A 22455-nucleotide genomic window follows, 5' to 3' on the forward strand; every position below is an offset into this window, starting at 1 on the left:
GATTTGAGGAAAAGTCAAATGCAGATACGAACCGCCTCCGCATGGAGGATTTTATGCTTTCTGGTTGGAGCGCTCCTTGTCATATCGACCGAAAGCGCCGCAGCGGATGAAACCGGATATCAACTCGGTGTTATGGACAAGCTGCGCATTCGGGTGGCTGAATGGCAGCCTGCCGAAGGCACCGTTCGAAATTGGGATGCGATCAGCGGCGATTATACGATAGGGCCAACGGGTTCCCTCTCGTTACCCTTCATCGGTGACCTCGCAGCTGCGGGAAAGACGACCGCCGACGTGGCAAAAGCCATCGGTGAAGAGCTGCGCAGCAAGTTCGCATTACGCAACTTGCCATCGGCCTCGGTGGAAATCGCTGAATTCCGTCCGGTTTTCGTAACCGGCGATGTCGATAGGCCCGGCGAATATCCCTATGGCCCCAACCTGACGGTTCTGAAGGCCGTCAGCCTCGCCGGCGGGCTCCGCCGGTCCGATGCAGGACAACGTTTCGCCCGTGATTTCATTAATGCTCGCGGCGAAGCGGTAGTCTATGATTCCGGGCGCAGCCGGCTTTTTGCCCGTCGCGCCCGCCTGCTTGCGGAAGTCGCCGGCGCCGATGAACTGAAGGTCCCGCCGGAGCTTCAGAATGTCGCAAATGCCGACCAGCTTATCGCCAGCGAGGCGGCGCTCATGAAATCCCGGCGGGATCGTTATGAAACTCAATTGAAAGCATTGGCCGATCTCAGGGAACTGCTCGAAAAGGAAGTCCAATCGCTAGCCCAGAAGTCCGAGACACAGAAGCGCCGGCTGCAGCTTGTCGCCGAGGACCGCGACAAGATGGCCAAGCTGACCGAACAAGGCCTTGCCACTTCCAGCCGGCGCCTGACGGCCGAGGAGCGGGCAGCCGATCTCGAATCGAACATGCTGGATACGGATACGGCAGCACTTCGCGCCAAGCAGGACATTAACCAGGCCAATCAGGACGAAGTCAATCTGCGTAATGACTGGGAGGCGCAACGCGCCAAGGAACTGCAGGATACCGAAGCCGAGCTTGAAAAACTCGGGCTGCAGCTCGGCACCAGCCGCGAACTGATGTCGGAAGCGCTGGCCCAATCCGCTGAAGCGCTGAAATTCGACCCTACCGGCAAGGCTGCCACCATCAAATATGTCGTGGTGCGGGACCAGGGAGAAGGGCCGAAGGAAGTCATGGTGGGCGAAAACGACAGGCTCTTGCCCGGCGATGTCATCAAGGTCAGTTCCGAGCTTTTGATGCAATGAGGCATGCATGAGGATAGCCAAATCTGCGCTGATCGATCCGGCCCGCAATGAAGTCTATGGCGTGGCTGCGATCGCGCTTTCTTTCTTCGTGTTCGCCTATTCGAGCCGGTTGGGGCAGGTTTCCATCCTGGCCTATTATGCCGTCTGGTTTCCGCTCGTCCTGATCGACTATCGCCGCGTCCTCGGCAACTCCTTCAGATACCTGTGGATATTCTCCTTCGCACTCTTCTGTTTCCTGTCGGTCTTCTGGTCGGCGGCTCCTCCGGTATCGATGCGTGCATCCGTACAGTATCTGACGCACATCATCTGTGCGCTGATCGCAATGCGGACGATGACCGTCGCCACTCTATCGCGCGGCGCCGTCGCTGGATGCGGGCTGGTATTGCTGTATTCGCTTCTGTTCGGCACCTATCTCTACGATTCGCTTGATGGCACTTACAGTTTCGTCGGCGCCTTTTCCTCCAAGAACCAGCTCGGCCTTTATGCTTCGCTCGGCGTTTTCTTTTCCTATGCAACGGTGTTGATCTTCCGGGCGCGCGGTCTCTGGTTCATCGCCTCCGGCCTGATTGGCCTGCTTTCGGTCTATTCCCTCGCCGCGTCACAATCGGCAACATCCGTCATTACGACGCTTGGTGCCGTGGCTCTCTGTGTCGGTATGCAGGTCATCATGTTCTTTACGCCACAGAACCGACGGGTATTCTTCGCCGCGTCCCTGATCGTGATGGCAGTCATAGGCGTTGGGGCACTGCAATTCGGCGCGATGGATGTGATCCTCTCCGTCTTCGGCAAGGATGCGACCCTGACCGGCAGAACCTATCTCTGGCAGCAGGGCATCGCCGCAGCTCGCGATAATCCCTATTTCGGAATCGGCTATCAGGCCTATTGGGTGCCGGGGTTTTCCGAAGCGGAACGATTGTGGCAGGACTTCTACATCGCCTCGCGAAGCGGCTTCCATTTCCACAACACCTATATCGAAGCCATGGTGGAAACCGGATTGGCCGGCACGCTTCTGCTTACCCTCATTCTGCTGACGACCGTCGTCAGTCACCTGAGACGACTGCTGACCGTCGACAGGAACCCCGGGTCGCTTCTCCTCTTCGGCATAGCCAGCCTGTTGCTGGTCCGTTCCTTTGTCGAGATCGACATCATGCATCCTTATCATATCGGCTCGTTCCTCCTCTATTTTGCCGTCGGGAAGCTGACGATCGCGCAGTCCCGCCTCTCCCGCCCCTATTTCGATCAATATGTTTCCAGTCTGAACAGCGCCCGTACGGGCTGAACGCTTATCGGGGGCGCCCGACCGCCTAAACCCCGCGCTGAAGGATACCCAGGATGCAGACGCTCTACTCAATTCAGTACCTGAGGGCATTCGCAGCGATAGCCGTCGTGATCTTTCATGCCGGCGAGCGCACCGGCTTGCATTTCACGATCGGCGCGGCCGGCGTCGATGTCTTCTTCGTGGTCAGCGGTTTCATCATGGTGGCTCTCAGTGACAGCCGGCCAGTCAGCCCCGCCGATTTCTTCCGCAACCGCCTTCAGCGCATCGCACCGGCCTATTGGGCCGCGACTGCGGTCATGATCATCGGTGCGGTTATCGGGCTCTTCCCGAACCTGAAACTCAACCTCGAGCATATGCTCGGATCGTTCTTCTTCATCCCGGTAACGTCTCCAAGTTCGGGAAACCTGTGGCCGGTACTGGTGCAGGGGTGGACGCTGAACTACGAAATCTTCTTCTATGCGGTATTCGCGCTGATCTTGTTTCTGAAACCCGCCTCACGGCTCCCGGCCCTGGCCGTCCTGTTTGGCCTGCTTGTTGCCGCCGGAGCCTTGCTGCAGCCAACGAGCCAGATCATCGGCTTCTATACGGCACCGGTCATCCTCGAATTCGTAGCCGGAGCGGCGCTCGCAAAATTGTGGCGCAGCGGACGTTTGCCCTCCCCCTCGATCGGCCTTGTTCTCGTGGGAACTTCAATAGCAGGCTTTGCTGCGATCCATCTGCTGAAGCTTGAATTCGATGCCTGGTCATGTGGACCGCTGGCGGTGATGCTCGTGTCGGGAGCGCTGGCCGTTGAAGCCAGCGGTAAGCTGCCGAATCTTCCCGCGCTCACCTATCTCGGCGACAGCTCCTATTCCATCTATCTCTGGCACACTTTCGCGGTTTCCGTCGTGGCGCAGGTTGGCGTCTCGCTATCGCTCGCGGCTCCGGCAATCCTTTTTGCGGCCGTCGTGCTCGGTACACTCGCGGGTGTCGCCGGCTACGAGTGCCTGGAAAGGCCCGTTCAATTCCTTCTCAAGGGGAAAAGGTCCTCTCTCTGGCGTCTTCCGATCCGTCGGCCGGCCAGATGAACTGAGCTTCGAAACGCTCAGGCCGCAGCTTGTGGCAAGCCTGGACTTTTTATCTCATACCGAATTGGGATCAATCCGTGCTTTCGTGGACGCCACACACCATCGAGCTCATCGTGGCAGGGGATAAAGGAGCTGCCCGTCCTCTTCGCCTCGCGGAAATGCGCCTTCGCGGTTGCGTTTTTCCGATTGTTGATACCCAAGCGGGCTGATGCCGATATAGCGCTTGAACATGCGGGAGAAATAATAGGCATCGGAATATCCCGAAAGCTCTGCCGCGCGCTTGACGCTGCAACCGCCAGCCATCAGCCCCATGGCTCTCTCCATCCGTTTGAATTCCTGGAATTTGTCCGGGGTCCATCCAACGCGCTTGCGGAACTCGCGCTTGAAATAGTCGAGATTATAAGGCGCCGAATTCAGAGCGCGCTCCACGATCTGATCGTTGAGCGGATCGGCGGCAATCTGACTTGCCGCTACCATGATGGAAAATGAAAGCGCGTCGGGATTGTTGACGTTACCGACCGATTGCTCCCGCCATCCGATATGTGCCTGCTCGATGAATTCGATCAGAAGGAACATGAAAAGATGATGCTGCAGGAGTGTGGTGGAATAGGGCGGCGAATTGTCGTGATAGTAGCGCGTCAGCGGCTCCATCATATCCCAGCGGGAAAGGGCAACGGACCGCTTGAGATGCATCTGGGAGATCATGTCCAGCCGACCGAAGAGGTCGAGCATGAAGTGTTGGGCAATTCCCGTATAAGGCTCCTTCGAGGTCGAATAGCCGATGAAGTGCGTGTCCGCCGGCAACAGCATCGCCCGGCCCGGCGACATGAGGATTGCCTCTCCGTCCACCTCGTAATGCGCCGAGCCCGTCAGGCAGATGATGAGATCGTGGACACTGTTCGACTTGTCGACGCTCCAGGTGTGGGAATGCTGCATCCTTATGGTTGAACGCGTGAGTGTCAGGGCAAGTGCACCCATCGGAATCCCGGCGAGCACGCTACCTTCAATTTTGTCCATCCTTTTCCCCGAATTTGTCGATTTGATCTCTCCAACAAGATGAGATTATCAGTGCGGGAACCAAGACCTCAACACGTTTGAAGGCCAGATTGGGAGGAAATGGCGTTAGATTTTTCAGGAGCCCGCCGTCGTTGCGGGCGCCGCGGGATTTCTGTGCCAAAAATACGATGCACAATAAGGGAAGTATCTCGTCGTTTAACATTGCCCTTTGCAGGGGCGCGCGCAACGGGCCGGCGAAACTCATGGGCGACCTTGCCCAGGGCGGAACGCTCGCCCTGCTCATCCAGCTTTATGCCTCCCGCCAGATCATCGATAGATCCCATCACCGGCGGGCCGAAGCGCTGGCAAAGTCGAGGACAGCGGCATGAGCGGAGAAAGCCGGTTCCTGGGTCTTTTTTATCTATCGCCCTACATCATCGGGCTGCTGATCTTCACGGCCCTTCCGTTCGTGGCATCGCTCTACCTGAGCTTCACCAACTATAACCTGATGAACGAGCCGATCTTCACCGGCTTGGCGAACTACATCAAACTCTTCACCAACGATCGGACCTTCCGCAAATCGCTCTGGGTGACGCTCGTCTACGTCTTCACGACCGTGCCACTGAAGCTCGCCTTCGCTCTCTTCATGGCGGTGATCCTGAACTACAAGCTGAAGTTCATCAATGTCTTCCGCACGGCCTATTATGTACCGTCCATCCTCGGCGGCTCGATCGCAATCGCCGTTTTGTGGCGATATATCTTTGCGGATGTCGGCCTCGTCAATATGGGCCTGAATCTGATTGGCTTCGAACCCGTCAACTGGTTTGGCGATCCGACCAATGCGCTGTTCACCATCACGCTGCTGAGGCTTTGGCAGTTCGGTTCGGCGATGGTGATCTTCCTCGCCGCACTTCAGAGCATCGACAGGACGCTTTATGAGGCTGCCGCGATCGACGGCGCCGGCCGTTGGACAAGCTTCGTCTATATCACGCTGCCGCTCATCACCCCGGTCATCTTCTTCAACCTGATCATGCAGATGGTCCAGGCCTTCCAGGAGTTCAACGGCCCCTACATCATCACGCAAGGCGGCCCGCTGAAATCCACCTATCTCCTGCCGCTCTACATCTATGATGAGGCCTTCAAGCGCTTCGACATGGGGTATGCCTCGGCGATCGCCTGGGTCCTCTTCGTCATCATCATGCTGCTCACGCTCGTGGCCTTCTGGTCCTCGCGCCACTGGGTCTACTACGCCGGCGACAAGAGGAACTGATCATGACCGAGCATGTGCTTTCCAATACCGCACCCACGGTCGGCGACATTGACACCATGCGCGCGCGCGAAATGCGCAGCCATCGGCTCAGCATGGCATTTCGTTATGCACTGCTCGCCGGAGTGGGCCTGCTCATGCTCTATCCGCTGATCTGGCTGATCGGCGCATCCTTCAAGACCAATTCCGAGATATTTGCCAATCCCGGCTTCTGGCCCGAGAATCCGACACTTGACGGCTATATCAAGGGCTGGAGGACGTCGACGCCCTATTCCTTCGGCACGTTCTTTTTGAACACGCTCTGGATCGTCGTCCCCAAAGTGATCGGCACGGCCATCTCATGCACGGCAGTAGCCTACGGTTTCGCTCGCTTCGAGTTTCCGTTTAAGAAGCTGCTCTTCGCCTCGCTGATCGCGACATTGCTCCTGCCGAACGTGGTCACCCGCATTCCGCAATACCTGCTCTTCCGCGACCTCGGATGGCTCGATAGCTTTCTGCCGCTGTGGGTACCCTCGGCTTTTGCGGGAGACGCCTTTTTCGTCTTCATGCTTGTGCAGTTCCTGCGCGCCATTCCTCGCGACATGGAAGAAGCCGCCCGTGTCGATGGCGCCACCACGTGGCAGGCGCTGATCTTTATCGTCGTGCCGCTGCTCATGCCGGCGCTGATCTCCGTCTGCCTCTTCCAGTTCATGTGGACGATGAACGACTTCCTGGGGCCACTGATCTACATCTCCTCGGTGGACAAATATCCGGTTTCGCTGGCGCTGAAACTCTCGATCGACACCACGGAAGCGTTCGAATGGAATCGCGTGCTCGCCATGTCCGTCCTGACGCTGACGCCGGCGCTCGCGGTCTTCTTCCTCGCGCAGAAATATTTCATCGACGGCATCTCGTCCGGCGGCATCAAAGGATAATCGACATGGCGCGTCTGCAACTGAGAAACCTCGAAAAGGACTATGGCTCGTTCCGCGCGGTGCATGGCATCAACCTCGATGTCGAGGATGGTGAGTTCATGGTGCTGGTGGGCCCGTCCGGCTGCGCCAAATCGACGACGCTGCGCATGATCGCCGGCCTTGAACGGATTACCGGCGGCGAGATCCTCATCGGTGGTGAGCTTGTTAACGACAAAACCCCGGGCGACCGCGGCATTTCCATGGTCTTCCAGAACTATGCTCTCTACCCTCATATGAAGGTGCGCAAGAATCTCTCCTTCAGCATGCGGCTGAAGCGCCGCCCGGCTACAGAGATCGCGGAGGCGACGCAGCACGTCTCCGGCCTTCTGGAGATCGACCCGCTCCTCGATCGGCTTCCGAAGCAACTTTCCGGAGGTCAGGCCCAGCGGGTCGCTGTCGGCCGGGCACTCATCAAGAAGCCGCAGGTCTTCCTGTTCGACGAGCCGCTCTCGAATCTCGACGCGAAGCTGCGCGCCTCGATGCGTGTGCGCATCACCGACCTGCATAAGCGCCTGAAGGCCGAGGGACAGCAGGCGACTGTCATCTACGTGACCCACGACCAGACGGAAGCCATGACCATGGGCGACCGCATCTGTGTGATGAAGGACGGGCACATCATGCAGGTCGCCGACCCGGTGACGCTCTACAATCGCCCTGCCAATACCTTTGTCGCAGGTTTCATCGGCAGCCCGGAAATGAACTTCCTGGACGGAGAGCTTGTGGGAGAAAGCAGCATCCGGACAGCGGATCAGACGGTCGAGCTCGGTGAAGATTTCGCCTCCCGCCTGTCGGGAAATTCGCGCCGCGCGGTAACGCTCGGCATCCGGCCTCAGCATCTGCGCCTTGCCGCCGCTGAGACGCCGGCAACACTCAAAGGCAAGCTCAATCACATCGAGTTCATGGGCCATGAAGTCTACCTCTATGTCGATATCGGCCCGAAGCGACTGATCGCCGTCGTGCCGTCTGCGGCCTACGACCGCAGCGCATTGCGCGACGATTGGGTCTGGCTGAGCCCGGACCCGAGAGGAGTGCATCTGTTCGATCGCCAGACCGGGGAGAATATCAGCCTGGCGGTCTGAAATTTCACCGTTCCAACCTGGGAGGAGCCAAAATGAGAACCATGATCATCACGGCGGCACTGTTTGCCGCTACCAGCCTTTCGACAGCATTCGCTGCGGATCTGCGCATGTCCTGGTGGGGCAGCGACGACCGTCACCTTGCAACGCAGGAAGCCCTGAAGATTTGCGGCGGCAAGTTCGGCCACACGATCGCGCCCGAGTTCACCGGGTGGACAGGGCATCAGGAGAAGGTCGCCACCCAGCTTGCCGGCGGCACCGAAGCCGATATCCTGCAGATCAACTGGCCGTGGCTGCCGCTCTTTACCAAGAACGGCACCGGCTTTGCCGATCTCTATCAGTACAAGGACATCATCGACCTCGGCCAGTGGACCAAGGCCGACCTCGACAGCGGCACCGTCAAGGGCAAGCTGAACGGCATTCCGGTCTCCACCACCGGGCGCGTCTTCATGTTCAACAAGACGACCTACGACAAGGCCGGTGTCCCGATCCCGAAGACCTGGGATGAACTGATCGCTGCCGCACCGAAGATGAAGGAAAAGCTCGGCAAGGACTATTATCCCTTCGAAGGCGCCGCCCTCGACGCCCGGCTTGTGGTCATCCTGCGCACCACGCAAAAGACCGGTAAGGACCTGATCGACCCAGCGACGAACCAGGTCGCCTGGACGGAAGAGGAACTCGTCGAGGGTCTCGAATTCTACCAGACCCTGGTCGACAAAGGCGTCATCGAATCCTGGAAACAGGTTGCCGCCGCCGGCAACACGCCGCTGCATGAAAACCAAAAATGGGCGAGGGGCCAGATCGCCGGCACCTATCAGTGGGACAGCACCTACGGGAAGATTTCAACCCCTATGGAAAAGGGGCAGGAACTGGTCCCGGTCAAGCTCCTGACGATCGACGGAGCCAAGACGGACGGTGTCTATCGCAAGCCTTCCATGCTGTTTGCGATCTCCAAGAACAGCAAGGACCCGAAGGCGGCAGCGCAGATCGTCAATTGCCTGCTCAACGACCCGGAAGCGGCGAAGGTGATGGGCGCCAGTCGAGGCATTCCCTCCAGCAAGGCAGCCCTCGATATCCTGACCAAGGAAGGCAAGATCAAGCCTGTGCAGTTGGAGGCTTACAAGCAAGTGATGGAGCCGACGAGCCCCGGCGTTTCGCCGCTCAACGAGCATCCGCGGGTCACCGAAGCCTTCGACAGCAATTTCGAAGCCTTCGCCTACGGCCAACAGTCCGCCGAGGACGCCGCGGCCGAAATCATCGCCGGCATCAATGAAGCGCTGACGGGGATCTGAAGACGTGACGGCCACCATCGAACTTCTGACGACCGGATCACGCAGTGCGACCTTCAGCGTCGATGCCGGAAGGTATTTCTTTGAACGTGACGCTACGTTCGCCTGGGAAGTGCGGGATGCTGATGGTGGCCTTGTAGCCGAGGAGACGACACGGCGTGTCGTCTCCTCGGTCAATGGGCTGGAGCCGGGCAGCCTTTATTCTCTCCAGATAGGCGATGCCCGTCTTGAGTTCACAACGCGAAACGAAACCGCTTTAATTGACATCCGCGATTTCGGCGCGTCGACCGGATCATCGGACAATGCTGAAGCGATTGAGAGCGCCATTGCCGCTCTTCCGATCGGAGGAACGCTCAAGATACCCGCGGGCCGCTGGCTAAGCGGCCCGGTCTTCCTCAAGAGCAGCATGACACTGCTGATTGAAGAGGGAGGGGAATTGGCGGCGACCTCCGAAAGGGAAGACTTTCCTATCATACCTGCTCGTCATCCCGATGGCCGTGTACTCGGTACTTGGGAGGGCGTGGCGGAAGCCTGTTATGCAGGCCTCATCAACGCGATCGACTGCCGGAACCTTTCGATCACCGGCGCCGGTATCATCGATGGCGGCGGCGACCGCGGAGACTGGTGGTCCTGGCCCAAGGAGACACGTCAGGGCGCCCGCCGGGCACGGACCGTCTTTCTCTCCGGATGTGAGGACGTGACCCTTTCCGGCCTTACCATCCGCAATTCGCCCTCCTGGACGATTCATCCGGTCCTCTGCAGGCGAGTGCTGGCTGTCGGCCTGAAAATCTACAATCATCCGGATTCGCCGAATACGGACGGTTTCAACCCCGAAAGCTGTGCTGACGTCCGTCTCGTCGGGCTGCACATCTCGGTCGGAGACGACTGCATAGCCATAAAGGCCGGCAAGCGCAGCCCGCGCGGCGGGCCGGACCTGCCCACGGAACGCGTAAGTATCTCCAACTGCTTCATGGAACGCGGCCATGGGGCCGTCGTCATCGGCAGCGAGATGAGTGCCGGTGTCCGGGACATCACCATCCGGAATTGCCACTTCAGGGGCACGGACCGCGGCCTGCGCATCAAGACCCGGAGGGGACGCGGCGGCATGGTTTCGGACATCAGGATTGCGGACAGCCTTATGGAGGAGGTCGCGACACCGGTAGCGGTCAACTCCTTTTATTTCTGCGATGCCGATGGCCGGTCGGACTACGTCCAGTCCCGAGCGCCGCTACCGGTATCCATCGAGACGCCGAGTATCAGATCAATCTCGATCGAAAATGTTACCGTCTCCGGCGCCCGCACGGCGGCAGCCGTCTTTTACGGCCTGCCGGAAGCGGCAATCCACGACATCACCTTTGAGAATTATTCGGTTTCCTTCGCGCCCGAGGCGGAGGCAGAGGTGCCGGAAATGGCCTGCCGTCTCTCGCCTCTCCGCCACGCCGGGATTATTGCGGAAAACACCACATTCAGCCGCCTTGTACGGCTCTCCCCTCCTTCCATTCATCCAGCACAAGACTGAAATCCGATGCTTCACGACTACTTCGAGACCTATGTCCGCAACTACGAATATTATAAGGGCGGCGCGTGGTGCTACGAAGACGGGTGCCTCTATCGCGGTCTGATTACGCTCTATGAAGCGACCGGCGACGACCGCTGGCTCGACCACCTTATCCGGCTGGTCGGCGGTCAGATCGACGCCTCGGGTCGGCTGGCCGGGTATGAGATCGAGGAATTCAACATCGACAATATCCTGGCCGGCCGCGCCCTCGTCTTCCTTTACCGGCTAACCGGCGAGACTGCCTGGCTTAGTGCCGCCACTTTACTCGCGCGGCAACTTGAAACGCATCCGCGCACCGAAAGCGACGTCTATTGGCATAAGCTCCGCTACCCCCACCAGATCTGGCTGGACGGTCTCTACATGGCTCTGCCGTTCAAGATGGAATATGCCCGCGCCACCTCCCGGCCCGACATGGCAGATGAGACGCTTCGGCAATTCCTGACCGCGCTCGACCTGACTTACGACCAGGCGACCGGCCTTTACCGGCATGGCTACGACGAATCTCGGCAGCAATCCTGGGCGGATGCGGAAAGCGGCCTCTCGCCCGCCCATTGGGGAAGATCGATTGGTTGGCTCGCCATGGCTTTCGTCGACATTATCGAGAGCCTGCCGTTTGGCCCAGTTCGGCAGGAACTTGCCGATCGAGCCTCGGCGCTCGCATCCCGATTGTTGACCCTTCGAACGCCGGACCACCGCTGGCTGCAGGTCATCGACCGCCCCGACGAAGCCCGGAATTACCCAGAAAGTTCGGCGACGGCGATGTTTTCCTATTTCCTCCAGAAGCTTGCGCGCCTCACCGGATCGGCATCCTATGCGCACGCCGGCCGGACAGCTCTCCAATCGCTGATCGAACACGAATTGCGGCCGGCTCCGGATGGCATGATCAAGCTTCACAATGTCTGTTGCGTAGCGGGTCTTGGCGGTTTTAACGGCCGATACCGGGACGGCACGGTGGAATATTATCTTTCGGAGGAAATCCGCCCGGATGACATCAAGGGCGTCGGGCCTCTGATGATGGCCTATGCCGAAACAAAGCGAGATACCCAATCCAAACGCCTCATCGGGAACGAGGATGGGGATAAGGTTGAGCTTAGCACAACCTCGGAGCGCTGAGCGATTTGGCCGCCTTGCGGTCAGTCGGCCAAGTCATGACGATGCCGGGTACGAGAGATGCGTTCAACGAGCAGGGGAACGGGCGCGATGCAGGCAACCGGTCCCCCGCCTTCGCTTACGAAGCCGCGATCCTGCCGTTACCCGATGGAGCAAACACAATGCCGCCGACCATGATCGCGGGCATGCCGGCCTCCAGGCAGGCGGCGATGAATGCCTCGCGGGCGACCTCGGTGGGAAGCATCCTGTTCAAAGCTGCACGGCACCTTCGCACGGCGCGCTGATAGCGCTCCCCGTGTTTTAAAGGCCATTCATTTTCCAGAAAATCCAGCGCGTCATAGACGCTTCCAAAACTGCGCTCCAAGCCCGATTGCAGGCGGATCGTAACAGGCGCACGGAATGGCATATCCGGGATGTACATGATTTCCTCCTTTCGCTGTCAAACCGGATAAAGAAGCGAAATCAATCTGGTGAGTGGCCTTTGGTTTTTCAAGAAGTAACGTCCGCACCAGCGCCCTGGTGCGGACCGCACTAATGGTCGTTGGAGGCCCCCTTACCCTTCCTTCCTGGCGGGTTGCGATGTGCCGTGGCATCCTCGGACCCGGTAACGACCGTCGGCTTGGCGCTATGAACGCCGCTGCTTTTCCTGTCGGCTTGCGACTTGGCGAACTGACCTTTTGCGTCGGCTTCGGGACCGCGGGGCGATTGGCTTTCCTTCATGTCAGTCTCCCTTGGTCTTGCCGGCATCGGAAAGCTTTTCGCGAGATGGATCGCGATTGTTCTCGCCGCGCGCATCTCTGTCCCGATCCGGATCATCCTTGGCCGGCATGTAGCCTCGCGGCAGATTTTCCTGTGGTCCTTCCCACCGCGGAGACTGATCGGTCGTACCCGGTGCGCCTTTCTTTGGTGCATTCATGCCCATGTCAAATCCTCCTTCTTTGAGGAAGAACCAGCATTGAGGCGGAGGGTTCCGCTAGGAAAGGAATCTCCTGGCGCGGTTCAGGCCACGTGTGAGATAAATCTTTTTTCGATTTCGACGGCCGCCATGGGCTTGCCTACCAAATAGCCCTGAAGCTGGTCGCATCCGGAAAGCTTGAGAACTTTGGCCTGTGCCGGCGTTTCGACGCCCTCAGCCGTTACGGGAATGTTGAGCGCATTGGCAAGGGAGATGGTTGCGGCCAATATCCGCGCTCCCCGCTCGCTATCGATCGCCGTTACCAGCGATCGATCTATCTTCATGCGGTCGAAACCGAACTCCCGCAACGCCCCGATGCTCGCATAACCGCAACCGAAATCGTCAAGGGCGAACTTGACGCCGATCGCTTTCAGGCTGGCAATCGAACGCTTGGCGTGTTCAGGATTCGACATCAGAACACCTTCGGTGATTTCAAGCGTCAGCCGGCCTGGATCGAAAGACTTCGCCTTGAGAACGGCTGCGACATCTGCAGCAAAGTTCGGATTCTTGAGCTGTATCGGCGAGACATTGACGGAAACGGTGATATCGTCCCATTGCCTAACGCTGTCGATAGCCGCCGAGAGTACGTGCAGGCCAAGTTCATCGATCAGACCGGCGCGTTCGGCGATCGGAATGAAGACTTCCGGGCTGATCGGGCCGGTTTCGGTTGTCCACCGAGCCAGGGCTTCGACCCCCTTCAGCTCTCCGGTCTCCGCATCTACCAATGGCTGATAGGCTGGGTGAATGCTTGCAGACGCGATCGCCGAACGGAGACTATCCTCCAGTCTCGTGCGATGCTCCCGCTCAAGGTCAAGGTCTCCGTGATATGCGACAGCCTGACCTCGGCCATTTTCTTTGGCCCGGTACAAGGCCATGTCGGCGCGTCGGACAAATTCGAGAGGGTCATTGATAGTTGCATCGGTGGAAACAAGACCGATGCTTACCCCGATCTCTATTGTCCTTCCACCGATAATGAACGGGGTCGCCAATGCGCGCAGGATCGTTTCCGAAAGCTCATCGACGGCTCCCTTCGCCACGGCAATGGCGAATTCATCGCCACCGAGACGCGCGAACAATGCATCATCGGGCAGAAGCGCCTCGATCCTGGCGGCGACGAGCTTGATCAATGCGTCACCGACGGCATGTCCCCACGCATCATTGACCTCTTTGAACCCGTCGAGATCGAGAAAATGAAGGTCCAACTCAACCTTTCGAACCAGCCGCTCGTCCAGCCTTTCCAGGAATCCCGCTCGATTTAAGAGGGAGCTCAATGGATCATGAATTGCTCTCTGATGGGCCTGTTGCGCCGATCGCTTGAAGTTGCGGGCAGAAAGGGAACCGGTCACAACAATGGCAACGAAGAAGCCGGTGAGAAGCAACGCGGCCGCAAGCAAATAGCCCCGAACTTCCTGATAGATCTTTGAACCCGGATCCCGGCTTGGCCATTCCAGATAGGAAATGGCTCTGCCGTCGACGCCTGGAAGTGGCGTGCTCAAATGGTCAGCATTGGGAAAACTAACAAGTCTCAAGTCGCCAAGGTGAAAGGTTTGGTCCAGCTGTGCCACTGCCTCAGGTGTCAGCATCTTGGCGAGGAAGAGCGTGCTGAACCTCGGAGGGATATCGGCCGTCGCCGTATAAGGTTGAATGGCACTGGCTCCGACAAGCACGGTGCCGTCAGGTGTCGCCACGAAACCTGCAACCGTATTCTGGCCCGCCTTGCTCGCTTTTTCGGAAAACTCAAAGAGCGTTGCGCCGAAATAGCGGATTGGGTCAAATTCCTGCCCTTTCTTGTAGGAGATCAATACCTCCCGCTCTGCCGTCAGCACGATGGCAATGTCGTACAGCGGATAGTCCTCCGTCGTCGTGCCCCAGTTCTCGACAGCCCAATCCTTTGCATCCTCCGACGCGATTGCCCTGTAGGCATCGTCCCAGACGGCGTTGTCCCTGACCGTTGCGCTGAGATTGTTCCGAAAGGCCCGCACAGCGGCGCCAGCGGCATTGAGTGCGCGGGCATCATCGATCGCCGTTGCCGCCCCCGTCATGTCTTTGACCGCCAAAGCCACCAACACCGCCAGGATGGTACCGACGACGATGAAGAACGCTGTCACAGCGGCTATAACAAGAAGGGCGGAATGGGAGGATCGGGCGCGTAGGCTTTTCTGCATCTATAGGACCGGCATCTGTATAAACAGCAGGTTATTCCTGCAAGCCGAAACATTAGGATTTGATAATCAAGGAACAATTAATCCGATGGTTATCGATGCACGTTTTGAGCTGCCGCATTACGGGCGCGCGCCGGTTTCTTAGAGAAATACCGGAAACATGGTAATCAAATTCGAAGTTGGAACCGATGCCTTTTTAAGGAACGGCACACCTAACCCTTAGGCCGGCCTATCAGAATCTAAACAATCCCACCGCTGCCGGCAGCTGGCGCCGGGCGCTCTGACGCGACCTTCTTGCGATAACCGCTGACGCGGTATGTTGCGATGGGATCTACCGCGCCGCCGGCACGGCGACGGGCTTCCGCGAGGATCGGTTCCACATCGGTGCGATAAGCGCGCTTCAAGGTTTCCGAAGCCATCAGCGCATCGTTGTCCTGCTGATAGCCGTCGAGTGCCGCGCGATCGACGAGCAACGCCTGGGCATAAGCACGGCGGATTTCGTTGGCGCTGGAAATCAGGCTTTCGATCGGGTCGGTCACGTTATGCGACTGGTCGATCATATGGGCCGGATGGAAGCCCTTTACGCCACGATGTTCCGCATCGACCAGCTCGTTGAAGACGAGGAACAGCCGGTAGGGCTCGATGGCACCGGCGTCGAGGTCGTCGTCGCCATATTTCGAGTCGTTTAAGTGGAAGCCACCGAGCTTGCCGAACTGGATAAGGCGGGCGACGATCATCTCGATATTGGTATTCGGTGCATGGTGGCCGAGGTCGACGAGGCAGAAGGCCTTGGGTCCGAGCGTCTTGGCGATCAGGTAGTTCGTGCCCCAATCCTGCACCACCGTCGAATAGAAGGCGGGTTCGTACATCTTGTGCTCGGTAAAGAGCCGCCAGTCGTCCGGCAGCGTCTTGTAGATCTCGCCCATAGAGGCAAGATACCGCTCGAAGGTTCGGGTAAAATGACTCTGGCCCGGGAAGTTCGAGCCGTCGCCGACCCATACTGTCAGCGCCTTGGAGCCAATGGTCTTGCCGATCTCGATGCATTCGAGATTGTGCTCGATGGCCTGGCTGCGCGTCGCAGCATCGGTGTGGCTGAGCGAACCGTATTTGTAGGAATGTTTCTGCCCCGGCGCGTCGGAAAAGGTGTTGGAGTTCATCGCATCGAAGCTTAAGCCCAACACATCTCCCTTAGCCTTCAGTTCCTTGGCATCCGCCTTGTCCCAGGGAATGTGCAGGGAGACTGTCGGCGTTGCCTGGGTCAACTGATGAATGACGGAGCAATCGTCGAGCTTGTCAAAGATGCCGCGCGGTTCGCCCAATCCCGGGAAGCGGGCAAACCGGGTGCCGCCTGTGCCGACGCCCCAGGAGGGCACCGCGACGAAGAAATCCGCGACTTGTCTCGTAATCGCGTCGATATCGATCTCGCGGCGCGACAGATTTTCGCCGAGCGCAGCGTAATCGGATTTGAGTGCGGCTGCGCGCTTGTCGTTTTCCGCAGCGATCAGGTCCGCAGCAATCTTCAGCTCTGTCATGACGTCTCCTCCCCAAGGCGTAATTAGAGGGTCCACCCGCCGCCGGCCTTGGGAGAGCCGGATGCGGGCGGACAAGCTGTCAGCGCGTAAAGCTCTGGGCGTTGCCCGCATCCACGTTGATGATGTTACCGGTCGACTTCGACGATGCGTCGGACGCAAGGAAGTAGATCGCCTCGGCAATGTCTTCCGGAAAGACGTTCAGCTTCAGCATCGAGCGCTTGCGGTAATGTTCCTCCAGATCGCTCACCTCGATCTTTGACGATGCCGCCCGCTGTTCGCGCCACTCGCCGCTCCAGATCTTCGAGCCGCGCAGCACCGCATCCGGGTTGACCGTATTGACGCGGATGCCCGCTTCCGCCCCTTCCAGCGCCAGGCAGCGGGCGAGATGGATTTCAGCAGCCTTTGCGGTGCAATAGGCCGACGCATTCGGCGAGGAAGCGAGCCCGTTCTTGGAGGCGACGAAGACGACATTGCCGCCAAGCTTCTGGCGCCGGAACAGCCGAAACGCCTCACGCGAGACAAGGAAATAACCGGTCGTCAGGATGTCGATATTCTTGTTCCACATGGCGAGCGTGGTTTCTTCGACCGGGGCCGAGGAGGCAATGCCGGCATTGGAGACCAAGATATCGACGCCGCCGAATTCGACGCAGGCTTCCGCGAAAGCGGCGAGGACCGCGTCTTCCTTGGTGACGTCCAGAATGACGCCTCGAACAGCATCCTTGCCGAAGGACTTTTCGAAATCCGCCCTGGTCGCCTCAAGCGCACCGCCGTCGATATCGGCGAGCACGACGCAGGCCCCCTCACCCATCAGCCGCGAAGCCGTCGCCCGGCCGATCCCGCCCGCACCGCCGGTGACGAAGGCCACCTGGCCGGCGAGGCTCTTCGGCTTCGGCATGCGCTGCAGCTTCGCCTCTTCGAGAAGCCAGTATTCGATGTCGAAAGCCTCCTGCTCCGGCAGGCCCTGATATTCGGAAACGGTGGAGGCGCCGCGCATCACGTTGATCGCGTTGACATAGAACTCGCCGGCGATGCGGGCGGTCGCCTTGTCGCGCGCAAAGGACAGCATGCCGACGCCCGGCACCAGGAAGATGACGGTATTGGGATCGCGCATCTTCGGCGAGTTGTCGTGCTTGCAGGTCTCGTAGTAGCGGGTGTAATCGGCGCGGTACTCCTCCAGCGCCTCGTCGAGCACGGCGATGACCGCATCGACATCCGGCTTTGCCGGATCGAAATCGAGGATCAGCGGCCGGATCTTCGTGCGCAGGAAGTGGTCCGGGCAGGACGTGCCGAGCGCGCCCAAGGGCTTCAGGTTCTTCGAGTTGACGAATTCCAGCACCGCATCCTGGTCATCGAAATGACCGAGCTTGCGCTCGGCTTTTCCGATGCGGCCACGGATTTCCGGCATAAGCCTGGCAGCGACCGCCCGACGCTCCGCTGCCGGCAGGCTCTTCGCCACGGCGCCACCGAAAATCGTCTTGCCCTCGGTCGCTCCCGCGAACCAGTCGATCGCCTTGTTGATGATCTGAAGCGTCAGTTCGTAGGAGGCCTTCGCGTCGTTTGCCCAGGTGAACAGGCCGTGGCTCTCCAATACGACGCCCCTGGCATTCGGATTGGCCTTTACGAATGCTTCAAGGTCGAGCCCGAGCTGAAAGCCCGGCCGCCGCCACGGCAGCCAACCGATCTCGTCGCCAAAAATCTGCTTCGTCAGTTCCTTCGAATTCTTCGAAGCGGCAATCGCGATGATGGCGTCCGGATGCATGTGGTCGACATGCGTATAGGGCACGAAACCGTGCAGCGGCGTGTCGATGGAAGCCGCGCGGGGATTGAGATTGAAGGTGCAATGCGGCAGGAAACCGACCATGCGGTCTTCGTCCTCTACCCCCTTGTAGAGGCCCTTCAGCGCTTCCAGCTTGTCCATGTAGAGGGTGGCGAAACCATCGAGCTTGATCGTGCCGACATCGCCGCCGGAACCCTTCACCCACATGACGCGGACCTTTTCGCCGGACAGCGGGTCCTTCTCCATCACCTTGGCAGAGGTATTGCCGCCGCCGTAATTGGTAATGCGCTTGTCGGCGCCGAGGAGGTTGGAGCGGTAGAGCAGCTTGCCCGGCTCATCGAGCTTGGCTGCGTAAGAATCGTCCCAGCGGTTTTCGAGAAGGCGGGTTTGGCCCGACATCGCTTTCCTCCCAACGTGTTTCGGCTCACGGCGACCGGGCGCCGCCGTCTCCTATACGGTGGATATCGCGCATTGCTCCGCCATGTGTCAATCAAAAACGATCATAAACTTTCATTGTGCAGCGCAATAAAAGCGAATTTGATCGTTTCTGATTGACAACAGAATATTTCCGGCAATAGTTGACGCTCAGGAGGAACCCCATGCACGAACGTGAACGCCATCGCATCATTCTGAGCGCGATCCAGGAAAAGCCTGTCATTACGGTGCAGGATATCGCCGAACTGACCGAAGCCTCCGAAGCGACTATCCGGCGCGACATCGCGGCACTGCACGTCCAGGGCAAGCTCCGACGCGTGCGCGGCGGGGCCGAGGCGGTTCATCCGCCACAGATCGGCCAGCTTGCCGCCCGCTCGTTCCGGGTTTCCGAATCCGTCAATATCGATAAGAAGCGCGCGATTGCACGCCGCGCAGTCGAACTCTGCGAAGAAGGCGATTCCGTCATCATCAATGGCGGCACGACCACGTTCCAGATGGTGCATTTCATGTCGGCGCGCCGCCTGCAGGTGATGACCAATTCGTTTGCGATCGCCGAGCATCTGGTCAAGCATTCGAAAAGCACGGTGACGGTGCCGGGCGGCGCGATCTATCGCGAGCAGAGCCTCATCCTGTCACCCTTCGAAAACGACGCGATCCGCAACTTCTATGCAAGGCGGATGTTTATCGGCGCGCAAGGCGTCGGTCCGCTCGGCGTTATGGAAGCCGATGCTTTGGTGATTCAGAGTGAACAGAAGCTGATGAGCCAAGCCGAAGAACTGATCGTGATGGTGGACGCCTCGAAATTCCATCGCCGTTCCAGCCTCATTCTCTGCCCGCTGGAACGCGTGACGACGGTCATCACCGATGACGGCATTTCTGAAGATGCCGCGCGGATGATCGAGGACGCGGGCGTCAAGCTGATCATTGCCGGAGCCGCGGTGGCGGAGACTGTCAAGGAGGATTCCCCGTCGGCCGCCTGAGAGGCGACGGGAGGGAAATGAACCTGTTCAACTGGGAGGACTGAAAATGAAACTAGCCAAGAAACTTGCGCTCGGCGTGGCGCTCGCCTTTGCCGCCATGACGACGGCCGCAAGTGCCGCCGACATGAAGATCGCCCTTGTCGTCAAATCGCTCGGCAACGGCTTCTTCGAAGCCGCCAACAAAGGCGCGCAGGAAGCAGCGAAGGAACTCGGCGGCGTCGAGGTCATCTATACCGGCCCGACGACGACCACGGCCGAAGGCCAGATCGAAGTGATCAATTCGCTGATCGCGCAGGGCGTCGATGCGATCGCCATTTCCGCCAACGATCCGGATGCCGTCGTTCCGGCGCTGAAGAAGGCTACTCAGCGCGGCATCAAGGTAATTTCCTGGGATTCCGGTGTGGCGCCTGAAGGTCGCATCATGCATCTGAATCCGTCTTCCAACGAGCTGATCGGCAGGATGTGCCTGACGCTCGCCAAGAACCATCTGGAAGGCGGCAAGGGCGATTTCGCGATCCTGTCTGCCACCACCACCTCGACGAACCAGAACACCTGGATCGCCGAAATGAAGAAGCAGCTCAAGGATTTCCCCGGCCTCAACCTCGCTACCACCGTTTACGGGGACGACCTGGCCGACAAGTCCTATCGCGAAGCCCAGGGCTTGCTCACCTCGCAGCCGAACGTGAAGGTCATCGTCGCACCGACCACAGTCGGGGTGCTGGCTGCATCGCAGGCCGTCAAGGATGCCGGCAAGATCGGCCAGGTCTACGTGACCGGTCTCGGCCTGCCATCTGAAATGGCTGGCGCCATCAAGTCGGGCGCGACGAAGGAATTCGCGATCTGGAACCCGATCGACCTCGGCTATTCTGCAACGCAGATCGCCTATCACATCGTCAAGGGCAACGCGGACGGCAAGCCGGGCTCCGAGATCAAGGCAGGCCGCATGGGCGCGATCAAGATCGACGACAACGGCGAAGCCGCGATGTCCGACCCGTTCGTCTACAATGCCTCCAATATCGACGAGTTCTCGAAGATTTTCTGAGCCGCAAGCAAGTTGCCCCTCACCCTAACCCTTTCCCCGCCCGCGGGGAGAGGGAACGTGCCACACGCAACATTGCGGATGAAGGAAAACGATGCGGCATATCCCTTCTCCCTGCATGCGGGGAGAAGGTGCCGGCAGGCGGATGAGGGGCTTTTGCAGGTGAAACCGATGATGAACGCCGCGGCACCGATGATCGAAATACAGCCAATCGCTACCGAAACACCAATCCTCGAAATGCGCGGCATCAGCCAGATATTTCCGGGCGTGAAGGCGCTCGACGGTGTCAGCATCAAACTCTATCCCGGCCAGGTGACGGCACTGATCGGCGAAAACGGCGCCGGAAAATCGACGCTGGTCAAAATCCTTACCGGTATCTACCGCCCCAATGAGGGCGAGATCCTGATCGACGGCCAGCCGATCGTCTTTCACAGTGCGCAGGCTGCGATCGATGCAGGCGTCACCGCCATCCACCAGGAGACCGTGCTGTTCGACGAGCTGAGCGTCGGAGAGAACATCTTTCTCGGCCACGCGCCGCGCACCCGTTTCGGCACGATCGACTGGCGGCAGATCAACGAGCGCTCAAAAACGCTCATGCGGCAGCTCGAAAGCGAGATCGACCCGACGATCCGGTTGCGCGACCTCTCGATCGCCCAGCGCCATCTCGTAGCGATCGCCAGGGCGCTTTCGGTCGAGGCGCGCATCGTCATCATGGACGAGCCGACGGCCGCCCTTTCCCGCAAGGAAATCGACGACCTGTTCCGCATTGTCCAGAACCTGAAGCGCCAGGGCAAGGCGATCCTCTTCATCAGCCACAAGTTCGACGAGGTCTACGAGATCGCCGAGAACTTCGTGGTCTTCCGCGACGGTCGCGCCGTCGGCCAGGGCAAGCTGAAAACGACGCCGCAGGACGAGATCGTCCGCCTGATGATCGGCCGCGACGTCAAGGACGTCTTTCCGAAAGTCAATGTCGAGATCGGCGGACCGGTTCTCTCAGTCCAGAGCTACAGCCATCCGACAGAATTCCGCGACATTTCCTTCGAACTCCGGCGAGGCGAAATCCTCGGGCTCTACGGTCTGATCGGCGCCGGTCGCTCGGAGCTTTGCCAGTCGCTGTTCGGCATCACCCGACCTTCATCCGGCCGCCTCACTCTGGAAGGTCAGCCGATCGATATCCACTCATCGAGCGATGCGATCCGTGCCGGCATCGTCTACGTGCCGGAAGAGCGCGGCCGCCATGGCCTGGCGCTGCCCATGCCGATCTTCCAGAACATGTCGCTACCGTCTCTCAAGAAGACGTCGCGCTCCGGTTTCCTGAAGGCGGCCAACGAATTGGCACTCGCCCGCAAATATGCCGAGAGGCTGGATCTGCGCGCCGCCGCCCTTTCCGTGCCGGTCGGCACACTGTCCGGCGGCAACCAGCAGAAAGTGGTGATCGGCAAATGGCTGGCGACCCAGCCGAAGGTGATCATTCTCGACGAGCCGACCAAAGGTATCGATATCGGCTCCAAGGCGGCCGTTCACGGCTTCATCAGCGAACTGGCCGCGCAGGGCCTGTCGATCATCATGGTCTCCTCCGAACTTCCGGAAATCCTTGGCATGTCCGATCGGGTGATGGTGATGCGCGAAGGCCTCTCCGCCGGCATTTTCGAACGTGATCGTCTCAGCGCCGAAGTGCTTGTGCGTGCTGCAACCGGCAATCAGTGAGGAA

At 59.3% G+C, this 22455-nt stretch carries 20 protein-coding genes; 13 read left to right on the forward strand and 7 right to left on the reverse strand.

Annotated features, from left to right (window positions below; all coding sequences use genetic code 11):
* The first annotated feature begins 18 nt into the window (after positions 1–18).
* Genes ABK249_RS28795 through ABK249_RS28805 form a run of 3 tightly spaced genes read left to right on the forward strand, consistent with a single transcriptional unit; the run spans position 19 to position 3615 of the window.
* A complete protein-coding gene (locus ABK249_RS28795; protein WP_227703970.1) occupies positions 19–1269 on the forward strand; it encodes a polysaccharide biosynthesis/export family protein in 1251 nt (416 codons plus the stop codon).
* 7 nt (positions 1270–1276) lie between these two features.
* Entirely contained in the window at positions 1277–2548 is a 1272-nt protein-coding gene (locus ABK249_RS28800; protein WP_227703971.1) for an O-antigen ligase family protein, read from the forward strand.
* Between the two features lie 53 nt (positions 2549–2601).
* The gene (locus tag ABK249_RS28805; protein ID WP_227703972.1) at positions 2602–3615 is read left to right on the forward strand and encodes an acyltransferase family protein; all 1014 of its coding nucleotides are present in this window, start codon (positions 2602–2604) and stop codon (positions 3613–3615) included.
* 108 nt (positions 3616–3723) lie between these two features.
* Here the strand turns inward: ABK249_RS28805 and ABK249_RS28810 are convergent, their stop codons facing one another.
* The gene (locus ABK249_RS28810; protein WP_227703973.1) at positions 3724–4632 is read right to left on the reverse strand and encodes a helix-turn-helix domain-containing protein; all 909 of its coding nucleotides are present in this window, start codon (positions 4630–4632) and stop codon (positions 3724–3726) included.
* Between the two features lie 242 nt (positions 4633–4874).
* Between ABK249_RS28810 and ABK249_RS28815 the strand changes: the two genes are divergently transcribed.
* The 7 genes from ABK249_RS28815 to ABK249_RS28845 are packed head-to-tail and all read left to right on the forward strand — an operon-like array spanning position 4875 to position 11867.
* Complete coding sequence (locus tag ABK249_RS28815; protein ID WP_265105709.1) at positions 4875–5000, forward strand: hypothetical protein; 126 nt, start codon at positions 4875–4877, stop codon at positions 4998–5000.
* Positions 4997–5881 (forward strand): carbohydrate ABC transporter permease, encoded by an 885-nt coding sequence (locus ABK249_RS28820; RefSeq protein ID WP_227703974.1) that lies wholly within the window; start codon positions 4997–4999, stop codon positions 5879–5881. The genes ABK249_RS28815 and ABK249_RS28820 overlap by 4 nt, the downstream gene beginning before the upstream one ends.
* A gap of 56 nt (positions 5882–5937) precedes the next feature.
* The gene (locus ABK249_RS28825; protein WP_227705210.1) at positions 5938–6792 is read left to right on the forward strand and encodes a carbohydrate ABC transporter permease; all 855 of its coding nucleotides are present in this window, start codon (positions 5938–5940) and stop codon (positions 6790–6792) included.
* A gap of 5 nt (positions 6793–6797) precedes the next feature.
* Positions 6798–7910, forward strand: a complete 1113-nt coding sequence (locus ABK249_RS28830; protein WP_227703975.1) for an ABC transporter ATP-binding protein — start codon at positions 6798–6800, stop codon at positions 7908–7910.
* A 32-nt stretch (positions 7911–7942) separates the two neighbouring features.
* The gene (locus tag ABK249_RS28835) at positions 7943–9199 is read left to right on the forward strand and encodes an ABC transporter substrate-binding protein (RefSeq protein WP_227703976.1); all 1257 of its coding nucleotides are present in this window, start codon (positions 7943–7945) and stop codon (positions 9197–9199) included.
* 4 nt (positions 9200–9203) lie between these two features.
* Complete coding sequence (pglA, locus tag ABK249_RS28840; RefSeq protein ID WP_227703977.1) at positions 9204–10715, forward strand: polygalacturonase PglA; 1512 nt, start codon at positions 9204–9206, stop codon at positions 10713–10715.
* Positions 10716–10721: 6 nt separating this feature from the next.
* Positions 10722–11867 carry a glycoside hydrolase family 88/105 protein gene (locus ABK249_RS28845; RefSeq protein ID WP_227703978.1) on the forward strand — a complete coding sequence of 382 codons (1146 nt, stop codon included), beginning with the start codon at positions 10722–10724 and terminating at the stop codon, positions 11865–11867.
* Positions 11868–11982: 115 nt separating this feature from the next.
* Here ABK249_RS28845 and ABK249_RS28850 read toward each other — a convergent pair whose 3' ends face one another.
* The 6 genes from ABK249_RS28850 to ABK249_RS28875 all read right to left on the reverse strand — a co-directional run bounded on the left by ABK249_RS28850 (position 11983) and on the right by ABK249_RS28875 (position 18689).
* A complete protein-coding gene (locus ABK249_RS28850) occupies positions 11983–12285 on the reverse strand; it encodes a DUF982 domain-containing protein (RefSeq protein ID WP_227703979.1) in 303 nt (100 codons plus the stop codon).
* 110 nt (positions 12286–12395) lie between these two features.
* Positions 12396–12584 carry a hypothetical protein gene (locus ABK249_RS28855; RefSeq protein ID WP_227703980.1) on the reverse strand — a complete coding sequence of 63 codons (189 nt, stop codon included), beginning with the start codon at positions 12582–12584 and terminating at the stop codon, positions 12396–12398.
* Position 12585: 1 nt separating this feature from the next.
* The gene (locus ABK249_RS28860; protein WP_227703981.1) at positions 12586–12786 is read right to left on the reverse strand and encodes a hypothetical protein; all 201 of its coding nucleotides are present in this window, start codon (positions 12784–12786) and stop codon (positions 12586–12588) included.
* 77 nt (positions 12787–12863) lie between these two features.
* On the reverse strand, positions 12864–14984 hold the full coding sequence (locus ABK249_RS28865; RefSeq protein WP_227703982.1) for a putative bifunctional diguanylate cyclase/phosphodiesterase: 2121 nt from the start codon (positions 14982–14984) through the stop codon (positions 12864–12866).
* Positions 14985–15220: 236 nt separating this feature from the next.
* Positions 15221–16513, reverse strand: coding sequence for an L-rhamnose catabolism isomerase (rhaI, locus tag ABK249_RS28870; protein WP_227703983.1), 1293 nt, complete (start codon positions 16511–16513; stop codon positions 15221–15223).
* A gap of 79 nt (positions 16514–16592) precedes the next feature.
* Positions 16593–18689, reverse strand: coding sequence for a bifunctional rhamnulose-1-phosphate aldolase/short-chain dehydrogenase (locus ABK249_RS28875; protein ID WP_227703984.1), 2097 nt, complete (start codon positions 18687–18689; stop codon positions 16593–16595).
* 200 nt (positions 18690–18889) lie between these two features.
* On the opposite strand from ABK249_RS28875, the gene ABK249_RS28880 reads away from it, so the two are divergent.
* The 3 genes from ABK249_RS28880 (at position 18890) to ABK249_RS28890 (ending at position 22451) form a co-directional block, all read left to right on the forward strand.
* Positions 18890–19705 carry a DeoR/GlpR family DNA-binding transcription regulator gene (locus tag ABK249_RS28880; protein WP_227703985.1) on the forward strand — a complete coding sequence of 272 codons (816 nt, stop codon included), beginning with the start codon at positions 18890–18892 and terminating at the stop codon, positions 19703–19705.
* 46 nt (positions 19706–19751) lie between these two features.
* Positions 19752–20747, forward strand: a complete 996-nt coding sequence (rhaS, locus tag ABK249_RS28885; protein WP_227703986.1) for a rhamnose ABC transporter substrate-binding protein — start codon at positions 19752–19754, stop codon at positions 20745–20747.
* A 171-nt stretch (positions 20748–20918) separates the two neighbouring features.
* Entirely contained in the window at positions 20919–22451 is a 1533-nt protein-coding gene (locus tag ABK249_RS28890; protein ID WP_407722124.1) for a sugar ABC transporter ATP-binding protein, read from the forward strand.
* Positions 22452–22455 lie beyond the last annotated feature (4 nt).

Origin of the sequence: Neorhizobium phenanthreniclasticum, assembly GCF_040066075.1 — a bacterium.
Lineage (GTDB): Bacteria > Pseudomonadota > Alphaproteobacteria > Rhizobiales > Rhizobiaceae > Neorhizobium > Neorhizobium petrolearium.